This window comes from Chimaeribacter californicus (genome assembly GCF_002858675.1).
GTDB lineage: Bacteria > Pseudomonadota > Gammaproteobacteria > Enterobacterales > Enterobacteriaceae > Chimaeribacter > Chimaeribacter californicus.
In genome coordinates this window covers 197,271-222,592 of the sequence record NZ_PJZF01000001.1, presented here as the reverse complement: position 1 = coordinate 222,592, position 25,322 = coordinate 197,271, and the positions used below count along the sequence as shown (strand labels likewise).

Genomic DNA, 25,322 nt, shown 5'->3' with positions numbered 1-25,322 from the left:
CGCACCTATAAAAAAGCCCGGCAGAGCCGGGCTTAGGATGCTTCTCGCCTGAGCGTTGTCGTTTTTTATACCCGACGGAATACCAACGATCCGTTGGTGCCGCCAAAGCCAAACGAGTTGCACAAGGTATATTCCAGATCGGTCACCTGGCGCGCCTCATGCGGCACGAAGTCCAGGTCACAGCCTTCATCCGGGTTATCCAGGTTGATGGTGGGCGGCACGGCCTGATCGCGCAAGGCCAGCACAGCAAAGATTGACTCTACCGCCCCTGCCGCGCCCAGCAGGTGGCCGGTCATCGATTTGGTAGAGCTGACCATCACGCGTTTGGCATCTTCGCCAAACACCGATTTCACTGCCTGGGCTTCCGCTTTGTCACCCGCGGGGGTAGACGTACCATGGGCATTGATGTAACCGATGTGGTGGGTAGAGAGGCCGCAATCCTGCAGGGCGTTTTTCATCGCCATGGCTGCGCCTGCGCCATCTTCCGGCGGTGAGGTCATGTGATAGGCGTCACTGCTCATGCCGAAACCAACTACTTCTGCATAAATTTTTGCGCCGCGCTTTTTCGCATGCTCATACTCTTCCAGCACCATGATGCCTGCGCCGTCACCCAGCACAAAACCATCACGATCTTTGTCCCATGGGCGGCTGGCCGCTTGCGGGTTTTCATTGCGGGTCGAGAGTGCCCGTGCAGCACCAAAGCCGCCCACGCCCAGCGGGGTACTGGCTTTTTCTGCACCGCCTGCCAGCATCACGTCAGCATCGTTATAGGCGATGATACGCGCGGCATGGCCGATGTTATGCACACCGGACGTACAGGCCGTGGCGATAGAGATGCTCGGGCCACGCAGGCCATACATGATGCTCAGGTGGCCGGCGATCATGTTGACGATAGTGGAAGGCACAAAGAACGGGCTGATTTTACGGGGGCCACCATTCACCAGTGCGGTATGGTTTTCTTCAATCAGACCCAGTCCGCCGATGCCGGAACCAATGGCCGCGCCAAAACGCGTTGCGTTTTCTTCAGTGACCTGGATACCGGAATCCTGCATGGCCTGAATACCGGCCGCAACTCCATATTGAATGAAGGCATCCATCTTGCGTGCATCTTTGCGCGAGATGAAGTCTTCACAGTTAAAATCCTTTACTAAGCCGGCAAAACGCGTTGCATAGGCAGTAGTATCGAAATGGTCGATTAGGCTGATGCCGCTCTGACCGGCAAGGAGAGATTTCCACGTGGACTCTACAGTATTGCCGACAGGAGACAACATGCCCAGTCCGGTCACAACAACTCGACGCTTAGACACGGTTGTCCTCCAGGGAGGGAAAAAATATGGATACTCAGGGACAAAAAAACTTAGGCGGTCGAATGACCGCCTAGATATGTTCGCTTACTGCTGGCTAGCCTGGATAAAATCAATCGCTGCCTGAACAGTAGTGATTTTCTCAGCTTCTTCGTCCGGAATCTCAGTATCAAACTCTTCTTCCAGAGCCATTACCAGCTCAACGGTGTCAAGAGAATCAGCGCCCAGGTCATCAACAAAAGAAGCGTTGTTTAAAACTTCTTCCTGCTTAACACCAAGCTGCTCAACGATGATTTTCTTAACGCGTTCTTCGATAGTGCTCATACTCTTAAATTTCCTATCAAAACTCGCTTTCGCGATGGTTTTCGTAGTGTATAAAATGTTGAAAAAGATGCAACTAAATCCCGGCTGGTCAAACCACGATTTTACGCTATTTTGCGGTGTTTACCCCAAATAACGCAAATAGTTTTCGTGATTTTTAAATCATATACATGCCGCCATTGACATGCAGTGTTTCACCGGTGATATAGCCAGCCTCATCAGAGGCTAAAAAAGCAACAGCGCTGGCGATTTCTTTAGCTTCTCCAAGCCGGCTAGCCGGAACCTGGGCCAAAATGCCTGCGCGTTGATCTTCTGTCAACGCCTGTGTCATGTCCGTCTCAATAAAGCCGGGCGCCACGACGTTGACCGTAATGCCACGTGAAGCAACTTCACGTGCCAAAGATTTGCTAAAACCAATCAGACCCGCTTTAGCCGCCGCGTAGTTCGCCTGCCCTGCATTGCCCATGGTGCCAACAACGGAACCGATGGTAATGATACGGCCAAAACGCTTTTTCATCATAGCGCGCATTACCGCTTTTGACAGGCGGAATACTGAAGTCAGGTTGGTGTCCAGGATATCCTGCCACTCATCATCTTTCATACGCATCAGCAGGTTATCACGGGTAATCCCGGCATTATTGATCAAAATATCGATCTCGCCGAATTCCGCACGGATTGTTGCCAGCACGGCGTCAATCGATGCGGAATCTACCACATTTAACATCAAACCTTTACCGTTATCGCCCAGGTAAGCACTGATTGCCTCAGCGCCTTTCTCACTGGTCGCGGTACCAATCACTTTGGCACCCTTTGCCACCAGTGTTTCAGCGATTGCCCGGCCGATGCCACGGCTTGCCCCGGTTACCAGGGCAATTTTTCCTTCGAAGCTCATTGTTTTCCTCTTTTTATTGTTCAAGCGCCGCTGACAGGCTGGCCGTATCGTTTACGGCGGCCGCAGTCAGGGTGTCAACAATACGTTTGGTCAGCCCGGTCAATACTTTGCCCGGCCCAACCTCAATCAGGTGTTCTACGCCCTGGGCGGCCATAAACTCTACGCTCTCGGTCCAGCGGACCGGGCTGTAGAGCTGGCGGACCAGTGCGCTGCGGATCGCCTCCGGCGACTGCGCAATGGCGACGTCAACGTTATTCACCACCGGCAGGACCGGGGTTGAGAAGGTCACGTTTTCCAGCGCCTGTGCCAGCTTTTCGGCCGCCGGTTTCATCAGGGCACAGTGGGAGGGCACACTGACAGGTAACGGCAGCGCACGTTTGGCACCGGCTGCTTTACAGGCGGCATTCGCCCGCTCAACCGCTTCTTTATTGCCGGCAATCACAACTTGCCCCGGCGAGTTGAAGTTCACCGGGGAGACAACCTGCCCTTGTGCCGACTCTTCACAGGCTTTGGCAATGGCGTCGTTGTCCAGGCCGATGATAGCAGACATCGCCCCGGTGCCTTCCGGCACCGCTTCCTGCATCAGCTTGCCGCGCAATTCAACCAGGCGGATAGCTTCCTGGAAATCCAGCACACCGGCGCACACCAGCGCTGAGTACTCACCCAGGCTGTGCCCGGCCAGCAGCGCGGGGGTCGCCCCGTTCTGCTGCTGCCATACCCGCCAGATGGCCACGGAGGCCGCCAGCAGTGCCGGCTGGGTCTGCCAGGTTTTATTCAGTTCTTCAGCCGGCCCCTGCTGCACCAACTGCCACAGATCATAACCCAGCGCCTCAGAGGCCTGGGCAAATGTCTCTTCCACTACCGGATACTGCGCGGCTAAATCAGCCAGCATACCGAGCGCCTGGGAGCCCTGCCCAGGGAATACCATTGCAAATGTCGTCATTATTCTTTTCCTGCCCGATTAGAAACGAACCAGTGCTGAGCCCCAGGTAAAGCCGCCGCCAAAGGCTTCGAGCAGTACCAGCTGGCCGCGCTGAATGCGCCCGTCGCGTACTGCTTCATCCAGTGCTGCCGGCACAGAGGCCGCAGAGGTGTTGCCGTGGCGGTCAAGCGTCACCACCACATGTTCCATCCCCATCCCCAGCTTTTTAGCTGTGGCGCTGATAATACGCAGGTTTGCCTGATGGGGAACCAGCCAGTCCAGCTCGCTGCGATCCAGATTATTGGCAGACAGTGTCTCATCCACGATATGCGCCAGTTCAGTTACCGCGACTTTGAATACCTCGTTACCTGACATGGTCAGGTAGGCGGTGCCGTCCGGATCCTGGCGGTTATGGTGCGGCAGTGCCAGCAGGTTGCCGTAACGGCCATCTGCGTGCAGATGCGTGGAGATAATGCCCGGCTCTTCAGAGGCACCCAGCACCACTGCGCCGGCACCGTCGCCAAACAGGATCAGGGTGCCGCGATCGTTTGGATCGAGGGTGCGGGAAAGGACATCAGACCCAATCACCAGCGCATGCTTGACTGCACCACTTTTGATGTACTGATCGGCCACGCTCAGAGCATAGGTAAACCCGGCGCATGCGGCAGCCAGATCAAAGGAGGCCGCATCTTTAACACCCAACAGCTGTTGGATCTGGCATGCGGAACTGGGGAATGCATGGCTGGAGGAAGTCGTGGCGACAATGATCAGACCCAGGTCGTCTTTGTCGACGCCGGCCATTTCAAGCGCCTTTTGCGCGGCATTGAAGCCCATCGTGGAGACGGTTTCATCGGCTGCGGCGATACGGCGTTCACGAATACCGGTGCGGGTGACAATCCACTCGTCGGAAGTATCCACCATTTTTTCGAGGTCGGCGTTAGTACGCACTTGTACGGGCAAATAGCTCCCCGTACCGAGAATTTTAGTATACATGTACGATCAGTCACTCTTGGGTAATACAGCCTCAAGGCGCGCGGCAATACGCTCGGGGACCTGCCGCTGCACCGCCTGCACAGCCTGTTCGATCGCGGCAGCAAATGCGCGTTGATTCGCTGCGCCGTGGCTTTTGATAACGGTGCCCCGCAATCCTAACAGACATGCGCCATTATACTGGTCGGGGTTCAAATGACCGAACCGCTTTGCCACGCGTTTCTGTAACCATTTACCCAGCAGTGTTACCCACCAGGCTTTTTTCTTCCCTTCACCAGAGGAGTTGAGGAGTGACAAAAAGAGCCTTATCACACCTTCCATGGTCTTCAGGGTGACGTTACCCACGAAGCCGTCACACACCAGGACATCCGTCTTACCTGTCAGCAAGTCGTTGCCTTCAAGATAGCCTATATAGTTTATTGTTGGCGTTCTTTTTAGTACGGCGGCGGCTTCGCGGATATTATCCGGGCCTTTGGCCTCTTCTTCCCCGATATTCAGCAGGGCTACCCGGGGAGAACGGATGCCCACCACTTCTTCGGCCATGACGGCCCCCATCACGGCAAACTGAACCAGCATGGTGCTGTCGCACGCGACATTGGCCCCCAGATCAAGCACAACCGTCCTGCCGCGTTGCTGATGCGGTAATACGCTCATCAGCGCCGGACGTTGAATCCCTTCCAACGGTTTCAGCACCCCTTTTGCCAGCCCCATCAGCGCGCCGGTATTGCCGGCACTGATGCATCCCTGCGCGTCGCCCTGCTTGACCAGCTCCAGCGCAATACGCATAGAACTGCCGCGACTGGCACGGATCGCCTGCGATGGGCGGGCGTCACCGGCAATCACCGATTCAGCAGGAATTACCCGCAAACGCGCCATAAAAGACGGATCAACTCGGTTCAGGTAAGGCGAAATCGCGTCGGGATTACCGACTAAAAGAAGAGTGAGCTCTGGATGGGAGGCCAGTGCCTGCAATGAAGCAGGCACTGTGACGGACGGACCGAAATCCCCGCCCATTACATCTAACGCAAGGGTCAGACGAGCCAAGGTATCTGTCGCTTTGCTAAAAATTAGCGAAAGCTACTCAGATAACCTTGCGACCGCGGTAGAAACCGTCGGCAGTGATGTGGTGACGACGGTGAGTTTCACCAGACGTTTTGTCCACAGACAGAGTGGTGGTGGTCAGGGCATCGTGCGAACGACGCATGCCACGCTTGGAACGGGTTGGTTTATTCTGTTGTACGGCCATGGACCTTACTCCTCAATTACTTTTTCTTTAAACTGGCTAATACGGCAAATGGATTAGGTTTCTCCGCCTCTTCAGGCAGTTTACCGAAGACCATGTCCGCGTCGGACACTTCACAGTGTTCAGAATCATGTACCGGAACCACCGGCAATGAAAGAATGATTTCATCTTCAATCATTGCCAACAGATCAACTTCGCCAAAATCATCGACGTTAATCGGTTCGTAAGCTTCCGGCAATGCCTCAGCCTGCTCATCATTGACGACCGGGCTGAAACAATATGTTGTGTGCACATGGTGTTCGAAGGTCTTTCCGCAACGCTGACACTCAAGCGTGACCGTGACATCCGAAACGCCGGAAATCACTGCCAGACGCTGATTATCGATGTTAAACGATAAAGCGCTTTCTACATCACTGTCCACACTGACCACGGATTCGGCAACTCGTGTAACCTGCTCCGGCGAATAGATACCTGCGTAATCTAAACGCTTTTGCGCGGTACGAACCGCATCAACGGCCAAGGGTAATTTTACCTTTTGCATAGGGCGCGCATATTAACTTTGTAACGACATGGAGTCAAAGAAAAAGGCCGGCTTCCCGCACCTTTCACCAATATTCGCTTCCGCAGCGGCCAATAGTTTAAAATGCGCAATTCAATTACGCTACGGTTTATGAAAAAAATATGTCTCTTCCTCTGGTTCTTGCCTCAACGTCACCCTACCGCCGCGCCTTACTGGAAAAAACCGGCCTGACATTTATGGCTGCCGCGCCGGACGCCGATGAAACGCCCTGCCCCGGTGAAAGCGCGGAGGCACTGGTTCAGCGGCTGGCTGTGGCAAAAGCACACTCGTTGGCACACGCGTATCCGCATCACCTGATTATAGGGTCAGATCAGGTCTGCGTCCTGGACGGTGCCATTACCGGCAAACCCCACACCCTGGAAAACGCGTTTGCTCAGTTGCGGCGGGCCAGCGGTCAATGCGTGACCTTTTATACCGGGCTGGCGCTTTATAATAGTGAAACCGGCGCGTTACAGTGCTGCTGCGAGCCTTTTGAGGTGCATTTCCGGGCACTCACGGACGAGGAAATTCACGGGTATCTGATGCGTGAACAGCCGCTGGACTGTGCCGGCAGCTTTAAGAGTGAAGCGCTGGGCATCACGTTGTTTGAACGTTTATCCGGCCGCGACCCTAATACCCTGGTCGGGATGCCGCTGATTGCCCTGCTGGCGATGTTGCGGGCGGAAGGGGTAAACCCTTTACTCGCCTGACCTCAGTAATAAAAAGGCACCTTTCGGTGCCTTTCGGACAATCAGGCTTTCGCCTCTTTACGCAACACTTGCAGACAGCGCTGCAGGGCAGCATCCAGCGGGGCCTCGATGCGCATAGTCTCGCCGCTGCCCGGATGCTCAAAACGCAGGGCCGCTGCGTGCAGGAACAACCGTTTCAGGCCGGTTGACGCCAGCTGGCTGTCAAACTCACGGTCGCCGTAGCGATCGTCAAAAGCGATAGGATGCCCGGCATGCAGGGTATGAACCCGGATTTGGTGGGTACGGCCCGTGACCGGGCTGGCTTTGACCAGGGTGGCGAAGGTAAAGCGCTCCTCCACTTTAAAGCGCGTCTCAGAAGGCTTGCCTTCACTGTTGACCCGCACAATCCGCTCACCGCTCTGCAGGATATTCTTCAGCAAAGGCGCCTGTACCACTTTGCAATGGGATTGCCACTGACCGCGTACCAGCGCCAGGTAATCTTTTTGCATACCCTTCAGGCGCAGTTGCTCATGCAGCGATCGCAACGCTGAACGTTTCTTGGCCACCAGCAGCACGCCCGACGTATCCCGGTCAAGGCGGTGCACCAGCTCCAGGAAACGTGCCTCAGGCCGCAGGGCCCGCAGGGCTTCAATCACCCCGAAGCTCAGCCCGCTGCCGCCATGCACTGCAGTCCCGGCGGGTTTATTCATAATCAGCAGATGCTCATCCTCATACAGGATACAGTCTGCCAGCGCGGCCACTTTATCCAGCTTAGCGGAGACCTGCGGCTCTTCGCGCTCAGCCACACGCACGGGCGGAATACGCACTTCATCCCCCGCTTCCAGTTTATACTCGGGTTTAATGCGCTTTTTATTTACCCGGACTTCGCCTTTACGCACGATGCGGTACACCATGCTTTTCGGCACCCCTTTGAGTTGGGTGCGCAAAAAGTTGTCGATACGCTGGCCGGCCTGATCGTCAGAAATAGTGACGATTTGCACTGATGGATTCTCTGTTTTCATGGCGGCGATTCTAAATACCCGGCCGCCTTCGCGCCACTGATTTTTGTGACACAGACCGGCTTTTGGCCGCAGACACAGCATAATTTTGTTTATTTCCTCAGCAACCGTTACCGTCCTGCTTTCTTATGCGTGAGTTTCTTGTAAGGCACTGCTAAAGTCACCTTGCTATAACCGTGTCTGCAATGGAATAATGCGATTTCTTTCCGCGTTAATCTCGTTAAGACAGGGAAAATAGCGGAATCAGAACATTGCCTGATCGCACACACGCAGCAATGGCGTAAGACGTAGCGTAAAATCAAGCAATTAGCGGGCTGCGGGTCGCAGCCTGGCCGGCATAATGGAATGAGATCTGTCGACGTAACTGAGAGGCTATTCCCCTACAAAGAGCGCTGCTTTTCACAAAGAAAGGCAGGCTTACCGAAGTAATGCGCCCCTATGCAGGCGACAACCGGGAGGTTGACGGCTTTGCGAGAAGACACGGGGCCAACGGTAACACCGGTCAGGAGGTTATTTTGCCCGCAGCTTTATCGACAATGCAAAAATAACGAGTAAGTTAAGATGAAAAGAATGTTAATTAACGCAACTCAGCAGGAAGAGTTGCGTGTTGCCCTCGTAGATGGACAGCGTTTATATGACCTGGATATTGAAAGCCCGGGTCATGAACAGAAAAAAGCCAATATCTATAAAGGCAAAATCACCCGTATAGAACCGAGCCTTGAAGCCGCTTTTGTTGATTACGGTGCCGAAAGACACGGTTTTCTCCCCCTCAAAGAAATTGCCCGCGAATACTTTCCCAGTAACTACTCCTCCCATGGTCGCCCCAACATCAAAGATGTATTGCGTGAAGGCCAGGAAGTCATTGTTCAGGTCGATAAAGAAGAGCGCGGTAACAAAGGTGCTGCCCTCACAACGTTTATCAGCCTGGCAGGCAGCTACCTGGTATTGATGCCGAATAACCCGCGCGCCGGGGGCATTTCACGCCGTATCGAAGGTGATGACCGCACGGAGCTGAAAGAGGCCCTTTCTTCACTGCAACTGCCGGACGGTATGGGGCTGATTGTCCGCACCGCCGGTGTCGGCAAGTCTGCTGACGCGCTGCAATGGGATCTCTCTTTCCGCATCAAGCACTGGGAAGCGATTAAAAAAGCCGCGGAAGGCCGCCCGGCCCCGTTCCTGATCCATCAGGAGAGCAACGTTATCGTCCGTGCTTTCCGCGATTATCTGCGACCGGATATCGGCGAAATCCTGATCGATAACCCGAAGATTCTCGATCTGGCCAAAGAGCACATTGCTGCCCTGGGCCGCCCCGATTTCAGCAGCAAGATCAAGCCTTACACCGGCGAGATCCCGCTGTTCAGCCACTATCAGATCGAATCACAGATTGAATCTGCCTTCCAGCGTGAAGTGCGCCTGCCTTCCGGCGGTTCTATCGTCATTGATACCACCGAAGCGCTGACTGCGATCGACATCAACTCCGCACGCGCTACCCGCGGCGGCGATATCGAAGAAACTGCTTTCAATACCAACCTGGAAGCGGCCGACGAAATCGCCCGTCAGTTGCGTCTGCGTGACCTCGGTGGCCTGATTGTCATCGACTTTATCGACATGACGCCGGTGCGCCACCAGCGTGAAGTTGAAAACCGCCTGCGCGATGCGGTGCGTCAGGACCGTGCGCGTATTCAGATCGGCCGCATTTCACGGTTTGGCCTGCTGGAAATGTCGCGCCAGCGCCTCAGCCCGTCACTGGGTGAGTCAAGCCACCACGTCTGCCCGCGTTGCAGCGGCACCGGCACCATCCGTGACAACGAATCCCTGTCGCTCTCCATTCTGCGCCTGATTGAAGAAGAAGCGCTGAAAGAGAACACCAAGGAAGTGCACGCGATTGTTCCGGTGCAGATCGCCTCTTACCTGCTGAACGAAAAACGTGAAGCCGTGAATGCGATCGAAAAGCGCCAGGGTGGCGTGCGTGCCATCATCGTGCCGAGCGACCAGATGCACACCCCGCACTACTCTGTGCTGCGCGTGCGCAAAGGCGAAGAGACCTCGACCCTGAGCTACCTGCTGCCGCAACTGCATGAAGCTGAGATGGTACAGCCTTCAGACGATGCGCCGGCTGAGCGTAAACGTCCGGAACAACCGGCGCTGGCGACCTTCGCCCTGCCGGTTGAAGCACCGCCGGTGTTTGAAGAGAAAGTTGCCAGCAAACCTGTGGCCGCCGCCAGCCAGCCGGCGAAGCAAGAGGCAGCCCCGGCAGCCCCTGGCTTTATCAGCCGTCTGCTGGGTGGCCTGAAAAACCTGTTCGTTGGTGAACCGCAGCAACCTGAAGCCAAACCGGCAGAAGAAGATGTGGTGGTGAAGGAAGAGAGCCCGGAACCGCGCCGCAACGATCGCGATCGCCGTACCCCACGCCGCCAGAGCAATAACCGCAAAGAGCGTAACGGTGAACGCCGCCCGCGTGACGATCGTGAGCCGCGTGAATCCCGTGAATCCCGTGAACCGCGTGAACCACGTGAATCCCGCGAACCGCGCGAATCCCGTGAGCCGCGTGAACCACGTGAAATGCGCGAACCGCGTGATGATCAGCGTCGCAACAAGCGTAATCAGGACGTGATTGCCGAGCCGCGCAGTGAAGAGGCTGAAAAGGCCCTGCGTGAAGAGCAACAGCAACGCCGTGAGCAACGTGCTGAGCGTCAGCGCCGTCGTCAGGAAGAGAAGCGCAAAACGCCGCAGGAGGTTGTTGCTGAAGAAGTAATCGCGCCGGTTGATGTGATTGCCAACGTCAATGTTGACGATAACGATCAGGAAGATCGCCAGCAGCCGGTTATGCCGCGCCGCGAACGTCGTCCGCTGACACAAAAAGTGCGTTTTAATGGTGAAGCCCCGGTAGAAAACAGCCCGGTTGCTGAAAGCCAGCCGGTTGCAGAGACTACTGTACAGCAAGATGATGAAAGTGGTGCCGAAGGCCGTAACGCCAACGGTGAAACCGGCATGCCGCGTCGTTCACGCCGTTCGCCGCGCCACTTGCGCGTCAGCGGCCAGCGTCGCCGTCGTTACCGTGATGAGCGTTACCCTTCCCAGTCTCCGGTACCATTGGCAGGCGCATTTGCCTCGCCGGAAATGGCCTCAGGCAAGGTCTGGGTTAGCTATCCGGTTACGGCATTTGGTGACGAGCAGCATGATGAGCCGATGTCTCCGCACACTGCCCTGTCAGCCGGTATCGCTGAGCAGCATGAAAATGGTGATTATGTTTACCCGTCCTCTACCCCAGAAGAGATGGCCGGCGTAGATGCAACCCATACTGACGCAGCAAAAGATGACGTTGCAGTCATTGATGCGCCGGCGCTGGAAATCATGGCCGATCCGCTGACGGCTGAAACCGTTGAGCGCATTGAGGAAGCAGCACCGGAAGCAGGCATTGAGTTGGATGTCGAGCCGGTATCCGCGGCTTCTGCTGATGAGCCACAGGGCGTCACTGAAGAGGCCACACCGGCAACTGTCAGTGTACAGCCGGTCAATGCCCCGGAAGCTGCCCCTGTTCAGGCACCGGCCGCAGTTACTGAAACCCTGGTGAATGCTGCCGAAGCCCCAGTCAATGCTGCTGAAGCACCGGTTAACGCGGCTGAAGCACCAGTAAATGCCGCTGAAGCGCCGGTGAATGCTGCTGAAGCACCGGTTAACGCTGCTGAAGAACCAGTGAATGTCGCTGAAGCGCCGGTAAATGCTGCTGAAGCACCGGTTAACGCTGCTGAAGAACCAGTGAATGCCGCTGAAGCACCAGTTAACGCTGCTGAAGAGCCGGTAAATGCCGCCGAAGCACCGGTTAATGTTGCTGAAGCACCAGTGAATGCTGCTGAAGCGCCTGAGGCTGAGGTTGCGCCACTGAAAGAAGAAGAGGCTGTCAAAGCAACGCTGGTTGCTGAAGCGGCCATCGCGGCGGCTACGCCTGCGGCCTCACCGGCACCGGTTGATTTTACACACCATGCTACCGCGCCGATGACCAAGGCTCCGGCTCCGGATTACACCCCGGAACCTACACGCCAGAGTGACTGGCAGCGCCCGGTATTTAACTTTGAAGGTAAAGGTTCCGCAGGTGGGCACGCTGCTGTCAGCACCGCCACTGCCCCGGCAACCAAGCCTGAAATGAGCGAATAACGCTGCTATAAAAAATAAAACCCGCCATCCGGCGGGTTTTTTTATGGGCTATCTCAGGCGACAGCATCACCTGCGCCTGCTGTGCAGCGGCTCAGGCGATCTGTTTTAACGTCTTGATATCCAATGACGCGAGTTTGCCTTCCAGTTGGCTGGCAAAGCGGCCAAAGTGCTCACTGTTACTGTGCTTATCAAGCGCTTCCTGTGAACGCCAGCGTTCGAAAAATACGAAACCGGCTGGATTTTCATTGTCCTGATGCAACTCATACTGAATGCACCCTACTTCCAGCCGGCTCGGCTCAATGATTTCATGTAACGTTGCGGTCACTTCTTCCAGATATTCCGGCTTAGCAACCAGACTTGCGACGACACGCACTTCCATACTTACGACTCCTTATTTTAATGCCGGGCAGCGCGTTTAAGGCAATACCGCCGCCGGCCGGATGAATAGGTTTACTATGGCCCTATCTTGCCAGCGATTTCAACTTTGGATTAACAAACAGATGCATCTGATCAACTTTACGCTTATCCTTACACCCCGCCATAAATCGCCTGTTAACACGGCTGATGTCTTTAACGCCTTTTCCATTTATGCCGGAGTGTTGTGAAATGACCGCCCAACCGCAAGTTCTGAAGATCCGCCGCCCTGACGACTGGCACATCCATTTACGTGATGATGACATGCTCAGAACCGTGGTGCCTTATACCAGTGAAGTTTTTGGCCGGGCGATCGTCATGCCAAACCTGACGCCCCCCGTCACGTCGGTCGCGCAAGCGATTGCTTACCGTGAACGCATCCTGGCAGCAGTGCCTGCCGATCATCATTTCACCCCATTGATGACCTGTTACCTGACAGACTCCCTGCCGGCCAGCGAACTGGTACAAGGATTCCAGCAAGGCGTCTTTACCGCAGCAAAACTTTACCCGGCGAATGCCACCACCAACTCCTCCCACGGCGTCACCAATGTGCCGGGTATTTATCCCTTATTTGAAGCAATGCAAAAAATTGGGATGCCGCTGTTGATCCATGGTGAGGTGACGCACGCGCACGTTGATATTTTCGACCGTGAAGCGCGTTTTATTGATGAGGTCATGGACCCAATCCGCCGCCATTTCCCCGCACTGAAGATTGTTTTCGAACATATCACCACGAAAGATGCTGCAGACTATGTTCTGGCCGGTGACCGCTACCTGGGTGCTACCGTGACCCCTCAGCACCTGATGTTCAACCGCAATGATATGCTGGTAGGCGGTATCCGCCCGCATCTTTTCTGCCTGCCTATCCTCAAGCGAAATATCCACCAGCAGGCACTGCGCAGCGCGGTGGCCAGCGGCAGCGATCGCTTCTTCCTCGGCACGGATTCTGCGCCTCATACCCGCCATCGCAAAGAAGCCAGTTGTGGCTGCGCCGGCTGCTTTAATGCGCCGTTGGCCATGTCTGCCTATGCAACGGTCTTTGATGAGCTGGGTGCGCTGGAGCACCTGGAAGCCTTCGCCTCGCTGAACGGCCCGCAATTCTACGGCTTGCCGGTCAATGAGGGGTTCATTGAGCTGACGCGTACTGAGGTAGTGCAGGAAGAAGAGATTGCCGTTGCCGGTGAGAGCGTCGTGCCGTTCCTCGCGGGCCAGACCTTGCCCTGGCGTGTTACCCGCCTTTCCTGACCGGCCTGCTCTGTTTTGCTTAAAACAGGCTTGCGCCCCTGCATGATATACTGTATAAATTAACAGTATATTCTGATGTGGGGGTGCACGATGCGTGTTGAACTTACCGTGGATAAAACCAAACCTTTGCCGGCGGGCGCGCTTGAGGCGCTCTCTGGTGAGCTGAGCAAGCGCCTTAACCAGCAGTTTACCGATGTGGCCGTACAGGTGCGTTATGCCGGTGCCAATCACCTCTCGGTGTTAGGTGGGGCGAAAACGGACCGGGCGCTGATCGAAGAGATCCTACAAGAAACGTGGGAAAGCGCCGATGACTGGTTCGTCACTGACTTTTAACCACTTGCTGTTTTTTTGCCGGGCGTCGCTTCCCGGCTTTTTTATATCTCTGGCCAGCCTGTTTTTCTTCCCCAGACCGTTATAACATTATGTTACATACTCAGCGTTAATCGCTGTCGCGTGTAACAGGGTCGTGATGACGGGCCGAAAGGGTGGCCATACCGTGCCGCCTCTGCGCCCGTTACCTGCCCTAATCTGTCTGGCTTGTATTCACACAGGAGGTAGGCACATGGCCGCCGAAAAACCGGAAGAGGCAATGACGTTTGGCGAGCTGCTGGAGCTGATACGCGATCAGCAACGTCGGCTGAGCGTGCTGGAGACGGCATTCTCTTACCTGGCTTTTAGTCATGATGATAAATCAGCCCAATTAATGATTCACAGCCTGAAGCTGGAATCGCAGAACCAGAACCGGGATGAAGAGACACAAAAACATTTTGCGCAGCTGGCGGAGCAGTGGGAAAAACGCTTTTCGCCGGCTATTACGCCTTCTGCCGAATAATCTTCAGCCTCTCCGGTAAGCCCGGGGAGGTTCCTTCTGTAAAAGGGCTAAAAAAGCCGCCCTCCGTTCATTTATTGCCCGTTCGGGCCTCTTTTTAGCGTGTCCTCAACTTTTACTTCCCAAAAACCTGTCGGCCGTGCTTATACTTAAGTGCTCACTTCATAAAGAGCCGCATTGCTCCTCAGTTAGTCACTCACGTTAGTCACTACTAAAGAAGGGGTCTATATGGACAGAAAAGATGAAGTTATTCAGACACACCCGCTCGTAGGTTGGGATATCAGTACCGTCGATGTTTATGATGCCATGATGATTCGTCTTCATTACCTGTCTTCAACAGACCAGTCTCCAGAAGAAGCACATGTTGACAGAACGTTATGGTTAACGACAGATGTTGCGCGGCAACTTGTTTCCATTCTTGAAGCTGGCATCGCAAAGATAGAATCCAATGAATACCTGGACCTTGACCATCGTAAACATTAACGTTATTTATCGCTTGGCCTGAGGCACCCGTTATCCGGGTGCCTTTTGCATTTCTGCCCCCCGCTTTTTTCTGCACCACGGCGGATTGTCAACGCCGGGTCACTCTCTCTATGATGGCGGGGTCTTTTACCCTGAATCACGAGGAAGCACGTTCCATGGAATATGATCTGATCATTGTCGGCAGCGGGTCAGTTGGCGCAGCGGCAGGCTACTATGCCACCCAGGCCGGCATGAAGGTGCTGATGATCGACAGCGCCATGCCCCCGCACAAAGGCGCAAGCCACCACGGCCAGACGCGCATCATCCGCCATGCCTATGGCGAAGGGGAACGCTATGTGCCGATGGTTCTGCGGGCGCAGGCACTGTGGGAGCAGTTGGCCGGGCTGAGCGGCCAGCGCCTTTTCCACCCGTGCGGCGTGATTAATCTTGGGTCGGCGGACTCTGCTTTTATGCGCAATGTGTGCCGCAGTGCTGAAGCTTATGGGCTGCCCGTCGAGATGTTAAGCCCTGACCAGGTGCAGGCCCGCTGGCCGGTGTTTACCGTGCCGGATAACTTCATTGGTGTGTTTGAACCGGGTTCGGGCATCCTGCAATGTGAACAGGCGATTGAGGCGTACATCCGGCTGGCGCGTGAAGCCGGCTGTGCCCAGCTGTTTAACTGCCCGGTCACGGCAATTGCCTCTCTGGAACAAGGGATGCAGGTCACCACCCCGGAAGGGGCGTTCACCGCCCGAAAAGTGGTGATCAGCGCCGGTACCTGGGTGAAGGCGCTGCTGCCCACGCTGCCGGTACAGCCGCTGCGTAAAGTCTTCTCCTGGCATCAGGCCGATGGCCGCTACAGTGAAGAGAACCACTTTCCGGCCTTTACCGTTGAAATGGCGGAAGGCGACCACTATTACGGTTTCCCGGCCGGTAAAGAGGGGCTGAAGCTCGGTAAACACCAGGGCGGCCAGCCGATCTCAGCGCCGGAACAGCGCACACCGTTCGGCAGCGTGGCGGAAGACGGCACCGAAGTCTTCCGCTTTCTGCGGCGCTTCCTGCCGGGCGTGGGCGTCTGTCTGCATGGGGAATCCTGTACGTACGATATGACGCCGGATGAAGATTTTATTATTGATACCCTGCCCGGCTGCCCGCAGGCAATGGTGATCGGCGGCCTGAGCGGACATGGTTTTAAATTCGCCAGCGTCCTGGGTGAGATGGCCGCCCTGTATGCGGATGACCAGCCCCTTCCCTTTGATTTAGCACCCTTTAGCTTATCCCGCTTCGGCTGAGTGGCCGGCGGCCGCCCGGCACGGCGGCCGCCATAAATAATAACCCACGCAAATTCATTATTCTTAAATATATAAACCACTTATATATTCGGAAATTATACTCCGCTCACTCTGCTTTTTCAGAATTGACGCTTCCTGCAGATCTGATTAATTTGCCCGGTCATTAAAAATGGAATTTCGCTATTTACCGAGGAGAGCAGCAAATGCGGATCATGATAATCGACAGTTGTGTCTTTACCCTGTTGGGTGCCTGCTGCTTTTTTGAAAAATACCCTTCTGTTACCACAGAACATGCCACTGCCCTTGAAGCGGGGTTGCCTTTGGTCACCGATTTCCGCCCCGATATTGTGCTGGTTAATTTAACGCATTATTGTCGCCGCGGCGGCGAATTCCCCCAGCTGGTTGATTTTTTTAAGGCTTGTGGTAATGCCCAGGTTTATATTTACGTGGATGCGCCCTATCCCACAGCCGGTGAGCCCATTACGCTGACCGGACGCGTCTCTTTAATGAATAAACAATGTCTGCTGCCCCTGCTGCATCAGATAGGTGAAACCTGCCGGCCACCGGCGCTGCTTAAACGCACCGGCAAAGGGTTCCTCTACAGCCGCCAGGAGTTGGCGGTTATCGCGTTATGGATGGCGCAGCAAACCAACCATGATATTGCGCGGCAACTGGGGATCTGCGGGCGGACGGTCTATGTGCATAAACGCCAGGCCATCCGCAAACTGACAGTGCGAAACCGGCTGGAATTCTGTTTTCTCTATCATGTGCTCAAGTATGTTATCTATCCGCCCTTTTTCTTCCCTGAGCACAATGCTGCCCCTGCCGGGCTACAGCACGCCCTGTAATCCCTGATCCTCTCTCTCACTCGCGGTTACATCGGCTGCTGGCTTTAATCCGGCAGCCCCGCCCTGTCTTTCGCCGTCTCTGCTTCCTGCTTTTTGCATGCATTAGCCCGTTTTTATCTTTTCTTTTGCACATTATTGCAATTAACCCTAGGGCTGTTTTATTAGCGTTCCATTAAATTGACAAACACTGACAATTATTGACAATACTCGTTTCCCTCCCTGCTTTATCTTCCCAGGCTTTTATAGGTTATTTCACCGAAGCCACTGAATAAGATATCGGTGACTAAATCAAAAATTATGAAAGAAATTTCCAATTGATTATAAATAAAAAATAACCGTTGATTTTGTAAAATCAGATGTCTATTTTTTAAAAACTCGTTACCGTCTGGTAAAGGTTTTTATGATGCATTTTAAAAATGATACTCAGGCTTTTGGTCACACCAGCGTGCTGATCCATTGGCTGGCGGCATTGGTCATTTACGGCATGTTTGCACTCGGCCTCTGGATGGTGACCCTGGGCTATTATGACGTCTGGTACCACCGGGCGCCTGAACTGCATAAAAGCATCGGGGTCCTGCTGTTTGCCCTGATTTTATTCCGCATTATCTGGCGCTTTGTCTCACCGCCGCCCTTGCCGCTCAGCACGTACAGCGCTGCCACACGCCTTGCGGCAACCACGGCCCATTTGCTGTTGCTGGCGGGCCTTCTCGGCATTCTGGTTACCGGATACCTTATTGCCACCGCAGAAGGGCAGCCCATCAGCGTGTTCGGTTGGTTCAGCGTGCCGGCTTTGGTGACGCTTGGGCCAGAGCAGACAGACCTGGCCGGCACCCTGCATCTCTGGCTGGCCTGGGGGGTGGTGGTGCTCTCGGTGCTGCATGCGCTGGCTGCCCTGAAACATCACTTTATCGACGGCGATGTCACCCTTAAACGGATGCTGGGTCGCCGGTCCTCTTGAGACTCACCTACTGGTAACATGGAGATTGCTATGCTGACGATGACCCCGAAGCTGAAAAAGCGCGCCCTTGGCCTGACATTCGCCTCATTGCTGATGAGTGCCGGAAGTGCAGTAGCTGCTGACTATAAAATCGACAAAGAGGGGCAGCACGCCTTTCTGCAGTTCCGCATCAAACACCTGGGGTACAGCTGGATTTACGGCAGCTTTAAAGATTTTGACGGCACCTTTACCTATGACGAGCAGAACCCCGCGTCAGATAAAGTTAACGTCACGATTAACACCAACAGCCTTGATACGAACCACGCAGAACGTGATAAACACCTGCGCAGCGCTGAGTTCCTGAACACCGGCAAATACCCGCAGGCGACGTTCGTCTCCACCAAAGTAGAAAAAGACGGGGATGAATTGAAAATCACCGGCAACTTTACCCTGAACGGCGTCACCAAGCCGCTGACCCTGGAAGCGAAGCTGATAGGCCAGGGGGATGACCCATGGGGCGCTTACCGTGCCGGATTCGAGGCGGAGGGGGAATTTGCGCTGAAGGATTACAATATCAATACCAAACTTGGCCCGGCATCCCAAAATGTGCAGCTGATTATCTCGCTGGAAGGGGTACGGCCGAAATAAGCCTTACGCCATAAAAAAGGTCACCTCAGGTGACCTTTTTATTTTGTCAGGCAGGATCAGGCTTCGTTGTCCGGTGCCGGGATCTGCAAGCGTGGGCGCAACAGGCCTTTGGACTTATTGAAGATCTTATTGCCGTTTTCACGGCCGGCACGGCGTGCGCGTTGCTCTTCCGGCGGTAATGCCAGTTCTTCCTGGCAGAGGGCGCTGCAACAGCCTTCATAGGCGGCGGCACAACGCGGGCACTGGATAAACAGCAGATGGCAGCCATCATTTCTACAGTTGGTATGGCTGTCGCACGGCTCACCACACTGGTGGCACTGGGCGATCACATCGTCAGAGATGCGCTCCCCCATCCGCTCATCAAACACAAAGTTCTTGCCGATGAATTTCAGCGGCAGACCTTGCTCACGCGCCCGGCGGGTGTACTCAATGATGCCGCCCTCCACGTGATAGATGTTTTTAAAGCCGTGGTGCAGCATGTAGGCGCTGGCCTTTTCACAACGGATGCCGCCGGTGCAGTACATCACAATGTTTTTGTCTTTCTGGTCCTGCAGCATCTCGACGGCCATCGGCAACTGCTCACGGAAGGTGTCTGACGGCACCTCAAGCGCGTTTTCAAAGTGGCCGACTTCATACTCATAATGGTTGCGCATATCCACAAACAACGTGTCGGGATCGTCAATCATCTGGTTAACCTGATCGGCTTTCAGGTATTCCCCCACCTGGGACGGATCGAAGCTTTCGTCCTCGATGCCGTCGGCCACAATGCGCTCACGTACTTTCATGCGCAGTACCCAGAACGATTTGCCGTCATCTTCCAGCGCAATGTTCAGGCGCACCTGATCCAACGCCGGATGGCTGGCAAACAGCGCCTGCTTAAACGCCTCAAAGCGGCTTTGCGGCACGCTGATTTGGGCATTAATCCCCTCTTTGGCCACATAGACGCGGCCAAAGACATTCTCCGCCTTAAACGCCAGGTAGAGGGCGTCACGGAAGGCTTTCGGGTCGTCAAGGGTAAAGTATTTGTAGAAAGAGACGGTGGTACGCGGCTCGGTTTCGGCCAGCATACGTGCCTTCAGCTCTTCGTTGGAAATTTGGTTGTGTAACACTGGCATGGTGTACGTTCCTGGGGTCATCAAGTCTCAGACAAATCGCGCTCCGCCACGGCGGGCGTAAACGGGGGCGTATGATACATGATAGTTTTTTCCAAAACATCACCATAACCAATGAATGGCAGCTTTTCCGCCCTCCCTCCCGCCGGAAACAATTTGTTGCCGACCCACAGGTTGACGTCAGGCCGAAAAGGGTTAAGCCTTGTTATAGAGACAATTAAAACACGTTATCTTCGGCGGGGGGCCGCCAGGCCATACTGTGCCCCCTTCCCTTCTCTCTTAAAAGCGAGGTCTTCATGAGTCAGCTGTTTACACCTTTTCACCTGGGTTCCCTGACACTGCCAAACCGTATCGTCATCGCCCCGATGTGCCAATACTCTTCCGATGACGGCAAAGCTACCTCCTGGCACACCATCCATCTTGGCCAACTGGCCCTTTCCGGTGCCGGTTTGCTGATTGTTGAGGCCACGGCCGTGGAAGCGGTAGGCCGCATTACGCAGCAGGATCTCGGCCTGTGGGATGATGAGACCGAGCAGGCGCTCTCCGGCGTGGTGAAGGCTATCCGTGAACACAGCACCATTCCGCTTGGCATTCAGCTTGGCCATGCCGGGCGTAAAGCCTCCTGTAAACGCCCCTGGGAGGGCGGTAATTCCATTCCTGACGGCCAGCCGGGCGGCTGGAAAACCGTGGCCCCTTCGGCGATCCCTTATAATCCTGAACAGGATGAAACGCCGGAAGCGATGACGCAGGAACGCATTGATGCGCTGAAAGAAGCCTATGTCGCGGCGGCCAAACGTGCTGACCGGCTGGGCTTTGACCTTCTGGAGCTGCACGCTGCCCATGGTTATCTGCTGCACCAGTTCCTCTCCCCGCTGTCCAACCAGCGTACCGACCAGTACGGCGGCTCGTTGCAAAACCGGATGCGGCTGGTGCTGGAGGTGTATCAGGCACTGCGGGCAGCCTTCCCGGCAGAAAAACCGATCGGCGTGCGCATTTCTGCCACTGACTGGGCGGACGGCGGCTGGGATCTGGAACAGTCGGTGGCACTGGCGAAAGCGCTGGATGAGCTCGGCTGCAGCTACATCCATGTCTCCAGCGGCGGGAACGCCATGCAACAGAAAATCAGCATCAGCCCTAACTATCAGGTGCCGTTTGCCGATCGCATCCGTCAGGCGGTGAAGATGCCGGTGATTGCTGTGGGCCTGATCACCGAACCGGAACAGGCAGAGGCCATTGTGGCGACCGGCCAGGCGGATCTGGTGGCACTGGCGCGCGGCATCCTGTATGACCCGCGCTGGCCGTGGCATGCGGCGGCCAAACTGGGTGAGAAAGCGATCGCGCCCAATCAGTACAAGCGCTCTGAACCCCATGCGCTGAAGGGGCTGTTCAACGATAAATAACCCCTCCGGGGTGGGCCGCCCGGCCTGCCCCTGTTTCTTTTGTTCTGCATCATGCTGAAAATCACCTCAATCTGACGTGCTTTTGTACGTTACCCTAACAAAATGAACCTTTTATGCGGTGAATTTTCACCTATGCTGCTAATAATGGCACAATAGCCAACAATGTAGCGGCTGAATATGTTGGGTTCATCCCTGCCATACTGCGTTTCTGACCAGCCACCGGCAGCCTTAGGCAAGGAGCTTCTGCCGCACTGACAGAAACGTATTAACCAGAGCATGATTGTTACGTCGTAACAAAATAAAGCAGAGAAATTATGACGCACCTTCCTACCTTTAACCGTTCTCTATTGCATCCCCGTTACTGGCCGACCTGGCTGGGCATTGGCCTGTTATATGCGCTGGTGCTGTTGCCCTATCCGGTGATTTACCGGCTGGGCACCGGCCTGGGTCGTTTCTCCATGCGGTTTCTTAAACGCCGGGTGCGTATTGCACAGCGTAATCTGGCGCTCTGTTTCCCGGATATGCCTGCCGCCGAGCGGGATGAGCTGGTGCGGAAGAATTTCGAATCGGTGGGTATGGGCCTGTTTGAAACCGGCATGGGCTGGTTCTGGCCGGAGTGGCGGGTGCGCCACTGGTTTACCGTGCGTGGCGAAGAGAACATCGCCCTGGCAAAAGCCAATAAAGAGGGCGTTTTGCTGGTCGGTATCCATTTCCTGACGCTGGAACTGGGCGCGCGCATTTTCGGCATCTACAACCCCGGTATCGGCGTTTACCGCCCGCATGATAATAAGCTTATGGACTGGATCCAGACCTGGGGCCGCACGCGCTCCAACAAAACCATGCTGGACCGTAAAGATCTCAAGGGCATGATCCGCAGCCTGAAACAGGGGGACATCATCTGGTATGCGCCGGATCATGACTACGGCCCGCGCGCCAGCGTGTTTGCGCCGCTGTTTGCGGTGCCGGATGCCGCCACCACCACCGGCACCTATCTGCTGGCGCGGATGGGCAAACCGGCGATCATTCCGTTCGTCCCACGGCGTCTGCCGGGCGGCCGGGGCTATGAGATGGTGATCCTGCCCAAAGTGGAAAACATGCCGCTGGACAGCGAACTGGCGGCGGCCACGCGTATGAATCAGGTGGTGGAAGAGGCGATCATGATGGCCCCCGACCAATATATGTGGCTGCACCGCCGGTTCAAAACGCGCCCGGAAGGGCAACCTTCGCTCTATTAGGGGCAGCGCACGGTTCACACCCAAACCGGCGGGCGCGTTGCCCGCCTTTTATACGCGGAGATTCTTATGTACATCATCAGCCTGACCTATACCCAGCCTCTGGATGCCGTAGACGCCCACCTTGACGGCCACCTGGCCTGGCTCGATCAATACTTCCGTCAGGGCACCTTCCTGGCAGCCGGCCGTAAAGATCCGCGTAACGGCGGCGTGATCCTGGCGCAGGGTGTGTCGCATGACGAACTGGATCGCATTTTGGGCGAAGACCCGTTCCAGGCTGTGGCCCGTTATGAGGTCACCACCGTAGAGGTAACCCTGACCAACGCCCAACTGGCCTGCCTGAAAGGCGTGTAACCCTCCCGGGCCGGCGCGCAGCCGGCCTTGGTTTTTTACCGGCGTCCCCGGCTACCCCACCCTCCCTGCCCTCCTCTTTCTCTCAGCTGGTTGATAATACAGCGGTTCCGGCGCATACTTAACAGGCTAATCGTCTGTTTTTCATGCGCTGCCATACCGGTTCGCCCCCGTTTTTTGCTGCGGGCGAAACCTGCGGCAGTGCGGTGTTCACCTTTGATCGCAGGACATAACCCCGCTGTGCAGAATACGCTCCCCGCTGCTGTACCGATCAACTGGAAACGCAACCTGACGGTTGCCTGGCTCGGCTGCTTTCTGACCGGTGCCGCCTTCAGCCTGATAATGCCTTTCCTGCCGCTCTACATTGAAACGCTCGGCGTCACCGGCCATGAAGCGGTCAACATGTGGTCAGGGCTGGTGTTCAGTATCACGTTTCTGTTCTCGGCGGTGGCCTCGCCCTTCTGGGGCAGCCTGGCCGATCGCAAAGGGCGTAAGCTGATGCTGCTGCGCTCAGCGCTGGGCATGGCGATCGTCATGGTGCTGATGGGGTTGGCCCAGACCATCTGGCAATTGCTGGCGCTGCGTGCGGTGCTGGGGCTGCTGGGCGGCTTTGTGCCGAATGCCAACGCCTTGATCGCCACCCAGGTGCCGCGTAACAGAAGCGGCTGGGCACTGGGCACGCTCTCTACCGGTGCGGTCAGCGGCGCGTTGATTGGGCCGTTGATTGGCGGGCTGCTGGCTGACCGCTATGGCCTGCGCCCGGTCTTCTTTATTACTGCGCTGGTACTGTTTGTCTGTTTCATTTTCACGCTGTTTTTGATCAAAGAGCAGTTTGTGCCGGTCTCTAAAAAAGAGATACTTAATGGCCGCCAGGTGCTCGCCTCGCTGAAAAACCCCAAACTGGTGCTCTGCCTGTTCGTCACTACCCTGATCATCCAGGTGGCCACCGGCTCCATTGCCCCCATCCTGACGCTGTATGTGCGTGAACTGGCCGGCGATACCCAGAACCTGGCCTTTATCAGCGGGATGATCGCCTCGGTGCCGGGCGTGGCCGCGTTGATAAGCGCGCCCCGGCTGGGGAAACTTGGGGATCGCATTGGCCCGGAGCGCATTCTGATTGCCATGATGGCGCTTTCGGTGGTGATCCTGATCCCAATGGCATTCGTGCAGACCCCGGTACAGCTCGGCATCCTGCGTTTTTTACTCGGCGCGACCGATGGCGCGCTGCTGCCGGCCGTGCAGACGTTGCTGATCTATAACAGCACCCAGCAGGTGGCCGGGCGGGTATTCAGCTATAACCAGTCGTTCCGCGATATCGGGAATGTCACCGGCCCGTTGCTGGGCGCGGCCGTTTCCGCCAGCTATGGGTTCCGCGCCGTGTTCGGGGTGACCGCCTGCGTCGTCTTGTTCAATGCGGTCTACTCCTATTGGTGCCTGCAACGTGGCCCGAAACGGGCTTTGCTGAAATAAGCGGCAGTGCGCCCGGCGCCCGGGCGTTGCCTGAACCGTTTCATGCTGCCCGCACGCTTGCGGCGTAACTTATTGATTAAATTTCACCTGATAAAATAGCGTAAGATCAGTAATGTCCCTGCTGCGGGCAGCATAAAAAATTTTATTCGCATTCCCTTCGCCAAAAACTTGCATACTCCGCCTCACCGGTAACACTTAACCGGTACCCCTGTTTACTGCGCTGACACGGCGCAACCGTGTCATTGAAGGAGGCCAACAATGAGCATGTATGCAACCCTGGAAGAAGCCATTGAAATTGCGCGCGAAGAGTACCTGGAAGCGCTCGCAGACGACTACGCGGATGATGAGATCCCCTCGCCGCAGCAGTTTAACCTGCAAAAATATGTGCTGCAGGATGGCGATATTATGTGGCAGGCAGAATTTTTCCTGGATGAAGGCGATGCGATAGAGGGCCTGCCGTTCCGCAGCGGCGCGGCGGCACAAGCCATTTATGAAGACGATTTCGATGAAACCGAATTGCGTCTGGAGTGGCTGGAGGAGAATACCCTGCATGAGTGGGATGAGGGTGAATTCCAGCTCGATCCGCCGCTGGATACCGAAGAGGGGAAAACCGCGGCAGATGAGTGGGACGAGCGGTAAGGGATGATCAACCGATCCGGGTGCGGCGCGCCCGGTCAGGCTGCCCGCCTAATCTTTACTTTATTCGTAGGGGCCGTGGCGGGCATCGATCGGCAACATAAAGGTATCCACAATCATCGACAGCGGCACATCAATCACCGTGACATAACGCCACGCGCTGTCGCGCAGATCCCATTGTACGCCGGGGTAGTACTGGTTCCCGTGCCCCTGCCCCGGCATCGTCCGGCTGATGATGCTGCCGCACCCACTCAGGCTGACTGCCGCCACGCCCATCATGATGATCCGTAAAAATAGACTCTGCACCACACCCTTACCTTTCGTAATCCGCTGCGCGGGGTGCGCAAACGGT

27 protein-coding genes are annotated in these 25,322 nt (G+C 55.7%); 15 read left to right on the top strand and 12 right to left on the bottom strand.

All coding sequences use genetic code 11. The features are described 5' to 3' along the window. Positions 1-65 precede the first annotated feature (65 nt). From fabF to yceD, 8 genes are all read right to left on the bottom strand, one after another. Complete coding sequence (gene fabF / locus CYR55_RS01000; protein ID WP_101814303.1) at positions 66-1,307, bottom strand: beta-ketoacyl-ACP synthase II; 1,242 nt, start codon at positions 1,305-1,307, stop codon at positions 66-68. Between the two features lie 84 nt (positions 1,308-1,391). Beyond that, a complete protein-coding gene (gene acpP, locus CYR55_RS00995; RefSeq protein WP_072925418.1) occupies positions 1,392-1,628 on the bottom strand; it encodes an acyl carrier protein in 237 nt (78 codons plus the stop codon). 154 nt (positions 1,629-1,782) lie between these two features. Further along, complete coding sequence (gene fabG / locus CYR55_RS00990) at positions 1,783-2,517, bottom strand: 3-oxoacyl-ACP reductase FabG (RefSeq protein ID WP_072925420.1); 735 nt, start codon at positions 2,515-2,517, stop codon at positions 1,783-1,785. Between the two features lie 13 nt (positions 2,518-2,530). Then, positions 2,531-3,460: an ACP S-malonyltransferase gene (gene fabD / locus CYR55_RS00985; protein WP_101814302.1), complete on the bottom strand. Its 930-nt coding sequence runs from the start codon at positions 3,458-3,460 to the stop codon at positions 2,531-2,533. Between the two features lie 18 nt (positions 3,461-3,478). Further along, complete coding sequence (locus CYR55_RS00980) at positions 3,479-4,432, bottom strand: beta-ketoacyl-ACP synthase III (protein WP_101814301.1); 954 nt, start codon at positions 4,430-4,432, stop codon at positions 3,479-3,481. A gap of 6 nt (positions 4,433-4,438) precedes the next feature. After that, positions 4,439-5,473 (bottom strand): phosphate acyltransferase PlsX, encoded by a 1,035-nt coding sequence (plsX, locus tag CYR55_RS00975; protein WP_101814300.1) that lies wholly within the window; start codon positions 5,471-5,473, stop codon positions 4,439-4,441. Between the two features lie 37 nt (positions 5,474-5,510). Continuing rightward, positions 5,511-5,675: a 50S ribosomal protein L32 gene (gene rpmF / locus CYR55_RS00970; protein WP_072925431.1), complete on the bottom strand. Its 165-nt coding sequence runs from the start codon at positions 5,673-5,675 to the stop codon at positions 5,511-5,513. Between the two features lie 16 nt (positions 5,676-5,691). Beyond that, a complete protein-coding gene (gene yceD / locus CYR55_RS00965) occupies positions 5,692-6,213 on the bottom strand; it encodes a 23S rRNA accumulation protein YceD (protein WP_101814299.1) in 522 nt (173 codons plus the stop codon). Between the two features lie 140 nt (positions 6,214-6,353). On the opposite strand from yceD, the gene CYR55_RS00960 reads away from it, so the two are divergent. Continuing rightward, positions 6,354-6,941, top strand: a complete 588-nt coding sequence (locus CYR55_RS00960) for a Maf family protein (protein WP_101814298.1) — start codon at positions 6,354-6,356, stop codon at positions 6,939-6,941. Positions 6,942-6,982: 41 nt separating this feature from the next. On the opposite strand, the gene rluC is transcribed toward CYR55_RS00960, so the two are convergent. Then, positions 6,983-7,942: a 23S rRNA pseudouridine(955/2504/2580) synthase RluC gene (gene rluC, locus CYR55_RS00955; RefSeq protein ID WP_101814297.1), complete on the bottom strand. Its 960-nt coding sequence runs from the start codon at positions 7,940-7,942 to the stop codon at positions 6,983-6,985. Positions 7,943-8,500: 558 nt separating this feature from the next. Here rluC and rne point away from each other — a divergent pair. Next, entirely contained in the window at positions 8,501-12,094 is a 3,594-nt protein-coding gene (gene rne / locus CYR55_RS00950; RefSeq protein WP_101814296.1) for a ribonuclease E, read from the top strand. A 91-nt stretch (positions 12,095-12,185) separates the two neighbouring features. On the opposite strand, the gene CYR55_RS00945 is transcribed toward rne, so the two are convergent. Beyond that, on the bottom strand, positions 12,186-12,473 hold the full coding sequence (locus tag CYR55_RS00945) for a putative quinol monooxygenase (RefSeq protein ID WP_101814295.1): 288 nt from the start codon (positions 12,471-12,473) through the stop codon (positions 12,186-12,188). A 227-nt stretch (positions 12,474-12,700) separates the two neighbouring features. On the opposite strand from CYR55_RS00945, the gene pyrC reads away from it, so the two are divergent. From pyrC to CYR55_RS00905, 8 genes are all read left to right on the top strand, one after another. Beyond that, entirely contained in the window at positions 12,701-13,753 is a 1,053-nt protein-coding gene (gene pyrC, locus CYR55_RS00940; RefSeq protein ID WP_101814294.1) for a dihydroorotase, read from the top strand. 90 nt (positions 13,754-13,843) lie between these two features. Then, positions 13,844-14,086, top strand: a complete 243-nt coding sequence (gene dinI / locus CYR55_RS00935) for a DNA damage-inducible protein I (RefSeq protein ID WP_101814293.1) — start codon at positions 13,844-13,846, stop codon at positions 14,084-14,086. A gap of 229 nt (positions 14,087-14,315) precedes the next feature. Then, the gene (locus CYR55_RS00930; RefSeq protein ID WP_101814292.1) at positions 14,316-14,585 is read left to right on the top strand and encodes a hypothetical protein; all 270 of its coding nucleotides are present in this window, start codon (positions 14,316-14,318) and stop codon (positions 14,583-14,585) included. A 225-nt stretch (positions 14,586-14,810) separates the two neighbouring features. After that, positions 14,811-15,065, top strand: coding sequence for a biofilm formation regulator BssS (bssS, locus tag CYR55_RS00925; RefSeq protein ID WP_072925467.1), 255 nt, complete (start codon positions 14,811-14,813; stop codon positions 15,063-15,065). 155 nt (positions 15,066-15,220) lie between these two features. Continuing rightward, positions 15,221-16,336, top strand: a complete 1,116-nt coding sequence (gene solA / locus CYR55_RS00920; protein ID WP_101814666.1) for an N-methyl-L-tryptophan oxidase — start codon at positions 15,221-15,223, stop codon at positions 16,334-16,336. Positions 16,337-16,539: 203 nt separating this feature from the next. Continuing rightward, on the top strand, positions 16,540-17,184 hold the full coding sequence (locus CYR55_RS00915) for a response regulator transcription factor (protein WP_101814291.1): 645 nt from the start codon (positions 16,540-16,542) through the stop codon (positions 17,182-17,184). Between the two features lie 403 nt (positions 17,185-17,587). Beyond that, complete coding sequence (locus CYR55_RS00910; protein ID WP_101814290.1) at positions 17,588-18,142, top strand: cytochrome b; 555 nt, start codon at positions 17,588-17,590, stop codon at positions 18,140-18,142. Between the two features lie 51 nt (positions 18,143-18,193). Beyond that, entirely contained in the window at positions 18,194-18,769 is a 576-nt protein-coding gene (locus CYR55_RS00905) for a YceI family protein (RefSeq protein ID WP_101814665.1), read from the top strand. A gap of 56 nt (positions 18,770-18,825) precedes the next feature. On the opposite strand, the gene trhO is transcribed toward CYR55_RS00905, so the two are convergent. Further along, on the bottom strand, positions 18,826-19,884 hold the full coding sequence (trhO, locus tag CYR55_RS00900; RefSeq protein ID WP_101814289.1) for an oxygen-dependent tRNA uridine(34) hydroxylase TrhO: 1,059 nt from the start codon (positions 19,882-19,884) through the stop codon (positions 18,826-18,828). 293 nt (positions 19,885-20,177) lie between these two features. Here trhO and CYR55_RS00895 point away from each other — a divergent pair, with 293 nt between their 5' ends. The 5 genes from CYR55_RS00895 (at position 20,178) to CYR55_RS00875 (ending at position 24,973) form a co-directional block, all read left to right on the top strand. After that, positions 20,178-21,281, top strand: coding sequence for an NADH:flavin oxidoreductase/NADH oxidase (locus CYR55_RS00895; RefSeq protein ID WP_101814288.1), 1,104 nt, complete (start codon positions 20,178-20,180; stop codon positions 21,279-21,281). Positions 21,282-21,595: 314 nt separating this feature from the next. Beyond that, entirely contained in the window at positions 21,596-22,516 is a 921-nt protein-coding gene (locus CYR55_RS00890; protein ID WP_101814287.1) for a Kdo(2)-lipid IV(A) acyltransferase, read from the top strand. Between the two features lie 66 nt (positions 22,517-22,582). Then, complete coding sequence (locus CYR55_RS00885) at positions 22,583-22,867, top strand: YciI family protein (protein ID WP_101814286.1); 285 nt, start codon at positions 22,583-22,585, stop codon at positions 22,865-22,867. Between the two features lie 237 nt (positions 22,868-23,104). Further along, positions 23,105-24,334, top strand: coding sequence for a multidrug efflux MFS transporter MdtG (mdtG, locus tag CYR55_RS00880; protein ID WP_165699500.1), 1,230 nt, complete (start codon positions 23,105-23,107; stop codon positions 24,332-24,334). Positions 24,335-24,592: 258 nt separating this feature from the next. Beyond that, positions 24,593-24,973 (top strand): MysB family protein, encoded by a 381-nt coding sequence (locus CYR55_RS00875; protein ID WP_101814285.1) that lies wholly within the window; start codon positions 24,593-24,595, stop codon positions 24,971-24,973. Positions 24,974-25,033: 60 nt separating this feature from the next. Here CYR55_RS00875 and CYR55_RS00870 read toward each other — a convergent pair whose 3' ends face one another. After that, a complete protein-coding gene (locus CYR55_RS00870) occupies positions 25,034-25,249 on the bottom strand; it encodes a YceK/YidQ family lipoprotein (RefSeq protein WP_101814284.1) in 216 nt (71 codons plus the stop codon). Positions 25,250-25,322 lie beyond the last annotated feature (73 nt).

What these genes read in the sequence shown, in the direction of transcription:
- acpP (WP_072925418.1), bottom strand. Translation starts at nt 1,628, where the DNA reads ATGAGCACTATCGAAGAACGCGTTAAGAAAATCATCGTTGAGCAGCTT.
- fabG (WP_072925420.1), bottom strand. Translation starts at nt 2,517, where the DNA reads ATGAGCTTCGAAGGAAAAATTGCCCTGGTAACCGGGGCAAGCCGTGGC.
- fabD (WP_101814302.1), bottom strand. Translation starts at nt 3,460, where the DNA reads ATGACGACATTTGCAATGGTATTCCCTGGGCAGGGCTCCCAGGCGCTC.
- CYR55_RS00980 (WP_101814301.1), bottom strand. Translation starts at nt 4,432, where the DNA reads ATGTATACTAAAATTCTCGGTACGGGGAGCTATTTGCCCGTACAAGTG.
- rpmF (WP_072925431.1), bottom strand. Translation starts at nt 5,675, where the DNA reads ATGGCCGTACAACAGAATAAACCAACCCGTTCCAAGCGTGGCATGCGT.
- yceD (WP_101814299.1), bottom strand. Translation starts at nt 6,213, where the DNA reads ATGCAAAAGGTAAAATTACCCTTGGCCGTTGATGCGGTTCGTACCGCG.
- CYR55_RS00960 (WP_101814298.1), top strand. Translation starts at nt 6,354, where the DNA reads ATGTCTCTTCCTCTGGTTCTTGCCTCAACGTCACCCTACCGCCGCGCC.
- rluC (WP_101814297.1), bottom strand. Translation starts at nt 7,942, where the DNA reads ATGAAAACAGAGAATCCATCAGTGCAAATCGTCACTATTTCTGACGAT.
- rne (WP_101814296.1), top strand. Translation starts at nt 8,501, where the DNA reads ATGAAAAGAATGTTAATTAACGCAACTCAGCAGGAAGAGTTGCGTGTT.
- CYR55_RS00945 (WP_101814295.1), bottom strand. Translation starts at nt 12,473, where the DNA reads ATGGAAGTGCGTGTCGTCGCAAGTCTGGTTGCTAAGCCGGAATATCTG.
- pyrC (WP_101814294.1), top strand. Translation starts at nt 12,701, where the DNA reads ATGACCGCCCAACCGCAAGTTCTGAAGATCCGCCGCCCTGACGACTGG.
- dinI (WP_101814293.1), top strand. Translation starts at nt 13,844, where the DNA reads ATGCGTGTTGAACTTACCGTGGATAAAACCAAACCTTTGCCGGCGGGC.
- CYR55_RS00930 (WP_101814292.1), top strand. Translation starts at nt 14,316, where the DNA reads ATGGCCGCCGAAAAACCGGAAGAGGCAATGACGTTTGGCGAGCTGCTG.
- bssS (WP_072925467.1), top strand. Translation starts at nt 14,811, where the DNA reads ATGGACAGAAAAGATGAAGTTATTCAGACACACCCGCTCGTAGGTTGG.
- solA (WP_101814666.1), top strand. Translation starts at nt 15,221, where the DNA reads ATGGAATATGATCTGATCATTGTCGGCAGCGGGTCAGTTGGCGCAGCG.
- CYR55_RS00915 (WP_101814291.1), top strand. Translation starts at nt 16,540, where the DNA reads ATGCGGATCATGATAATCGACAGTTGTGTCTTTACCCTGTTGGGTGCC.
- CYR55_RS00910 (WP_101814290.1), top strand. Translation starts at nt 17,588, where the DNA reads ATGCATTTTAAAAATGATACTCAGGCTTTTGGTCACACCAGCGTGCTG.
- trhO (WP_101814289.1), bottom strand. Translation starts at nt 19,884, where the DNA reads ATGCCAGTGTTACACAACCAAATTTCCAACGAAGAGCTGAAGGCACGT.
- CYR55_RS00895 (WP_101814288.1), top strand. Translation starts at nt 20,178, where the DNA reads ATGAGTCAGCTGTTTACACCTTTTCACCTGGGTTCCCTGACACTGCCA.
- CYR55_RS00890 (WP_101814287.1), top strand. Translation starts at nt 21,596, where the DNA reads ATGACGCACCTTCCTACCTTTAACCGTTCTCTATTGCATCCCCGTTAC.
- CYR55_RS00885 (WP_101814286.1), top strand. Translation starts at nt 22,583, where the DNA reads ATGTACATCATCAGCCTGACCTATACCCAGCCTCTGGATGCCGTAGAC.
- CYR55_RS00875 (WP_101814285.1), top strand. Translation starts at nt 24,593, where the DNA reads ATGAGCATGTATGCAACCCTGGAAGAAGCCATTGAAATTGCGCGCGAA.
- CYR55_RS00870 (WP_101814284.1), bottom strand. Translation starts at nt 25,249, where the DNA reads ATGATGGGCGTGGCGGCAGTCAGCCTGAGTGGGTGCGGCAGCATCATC.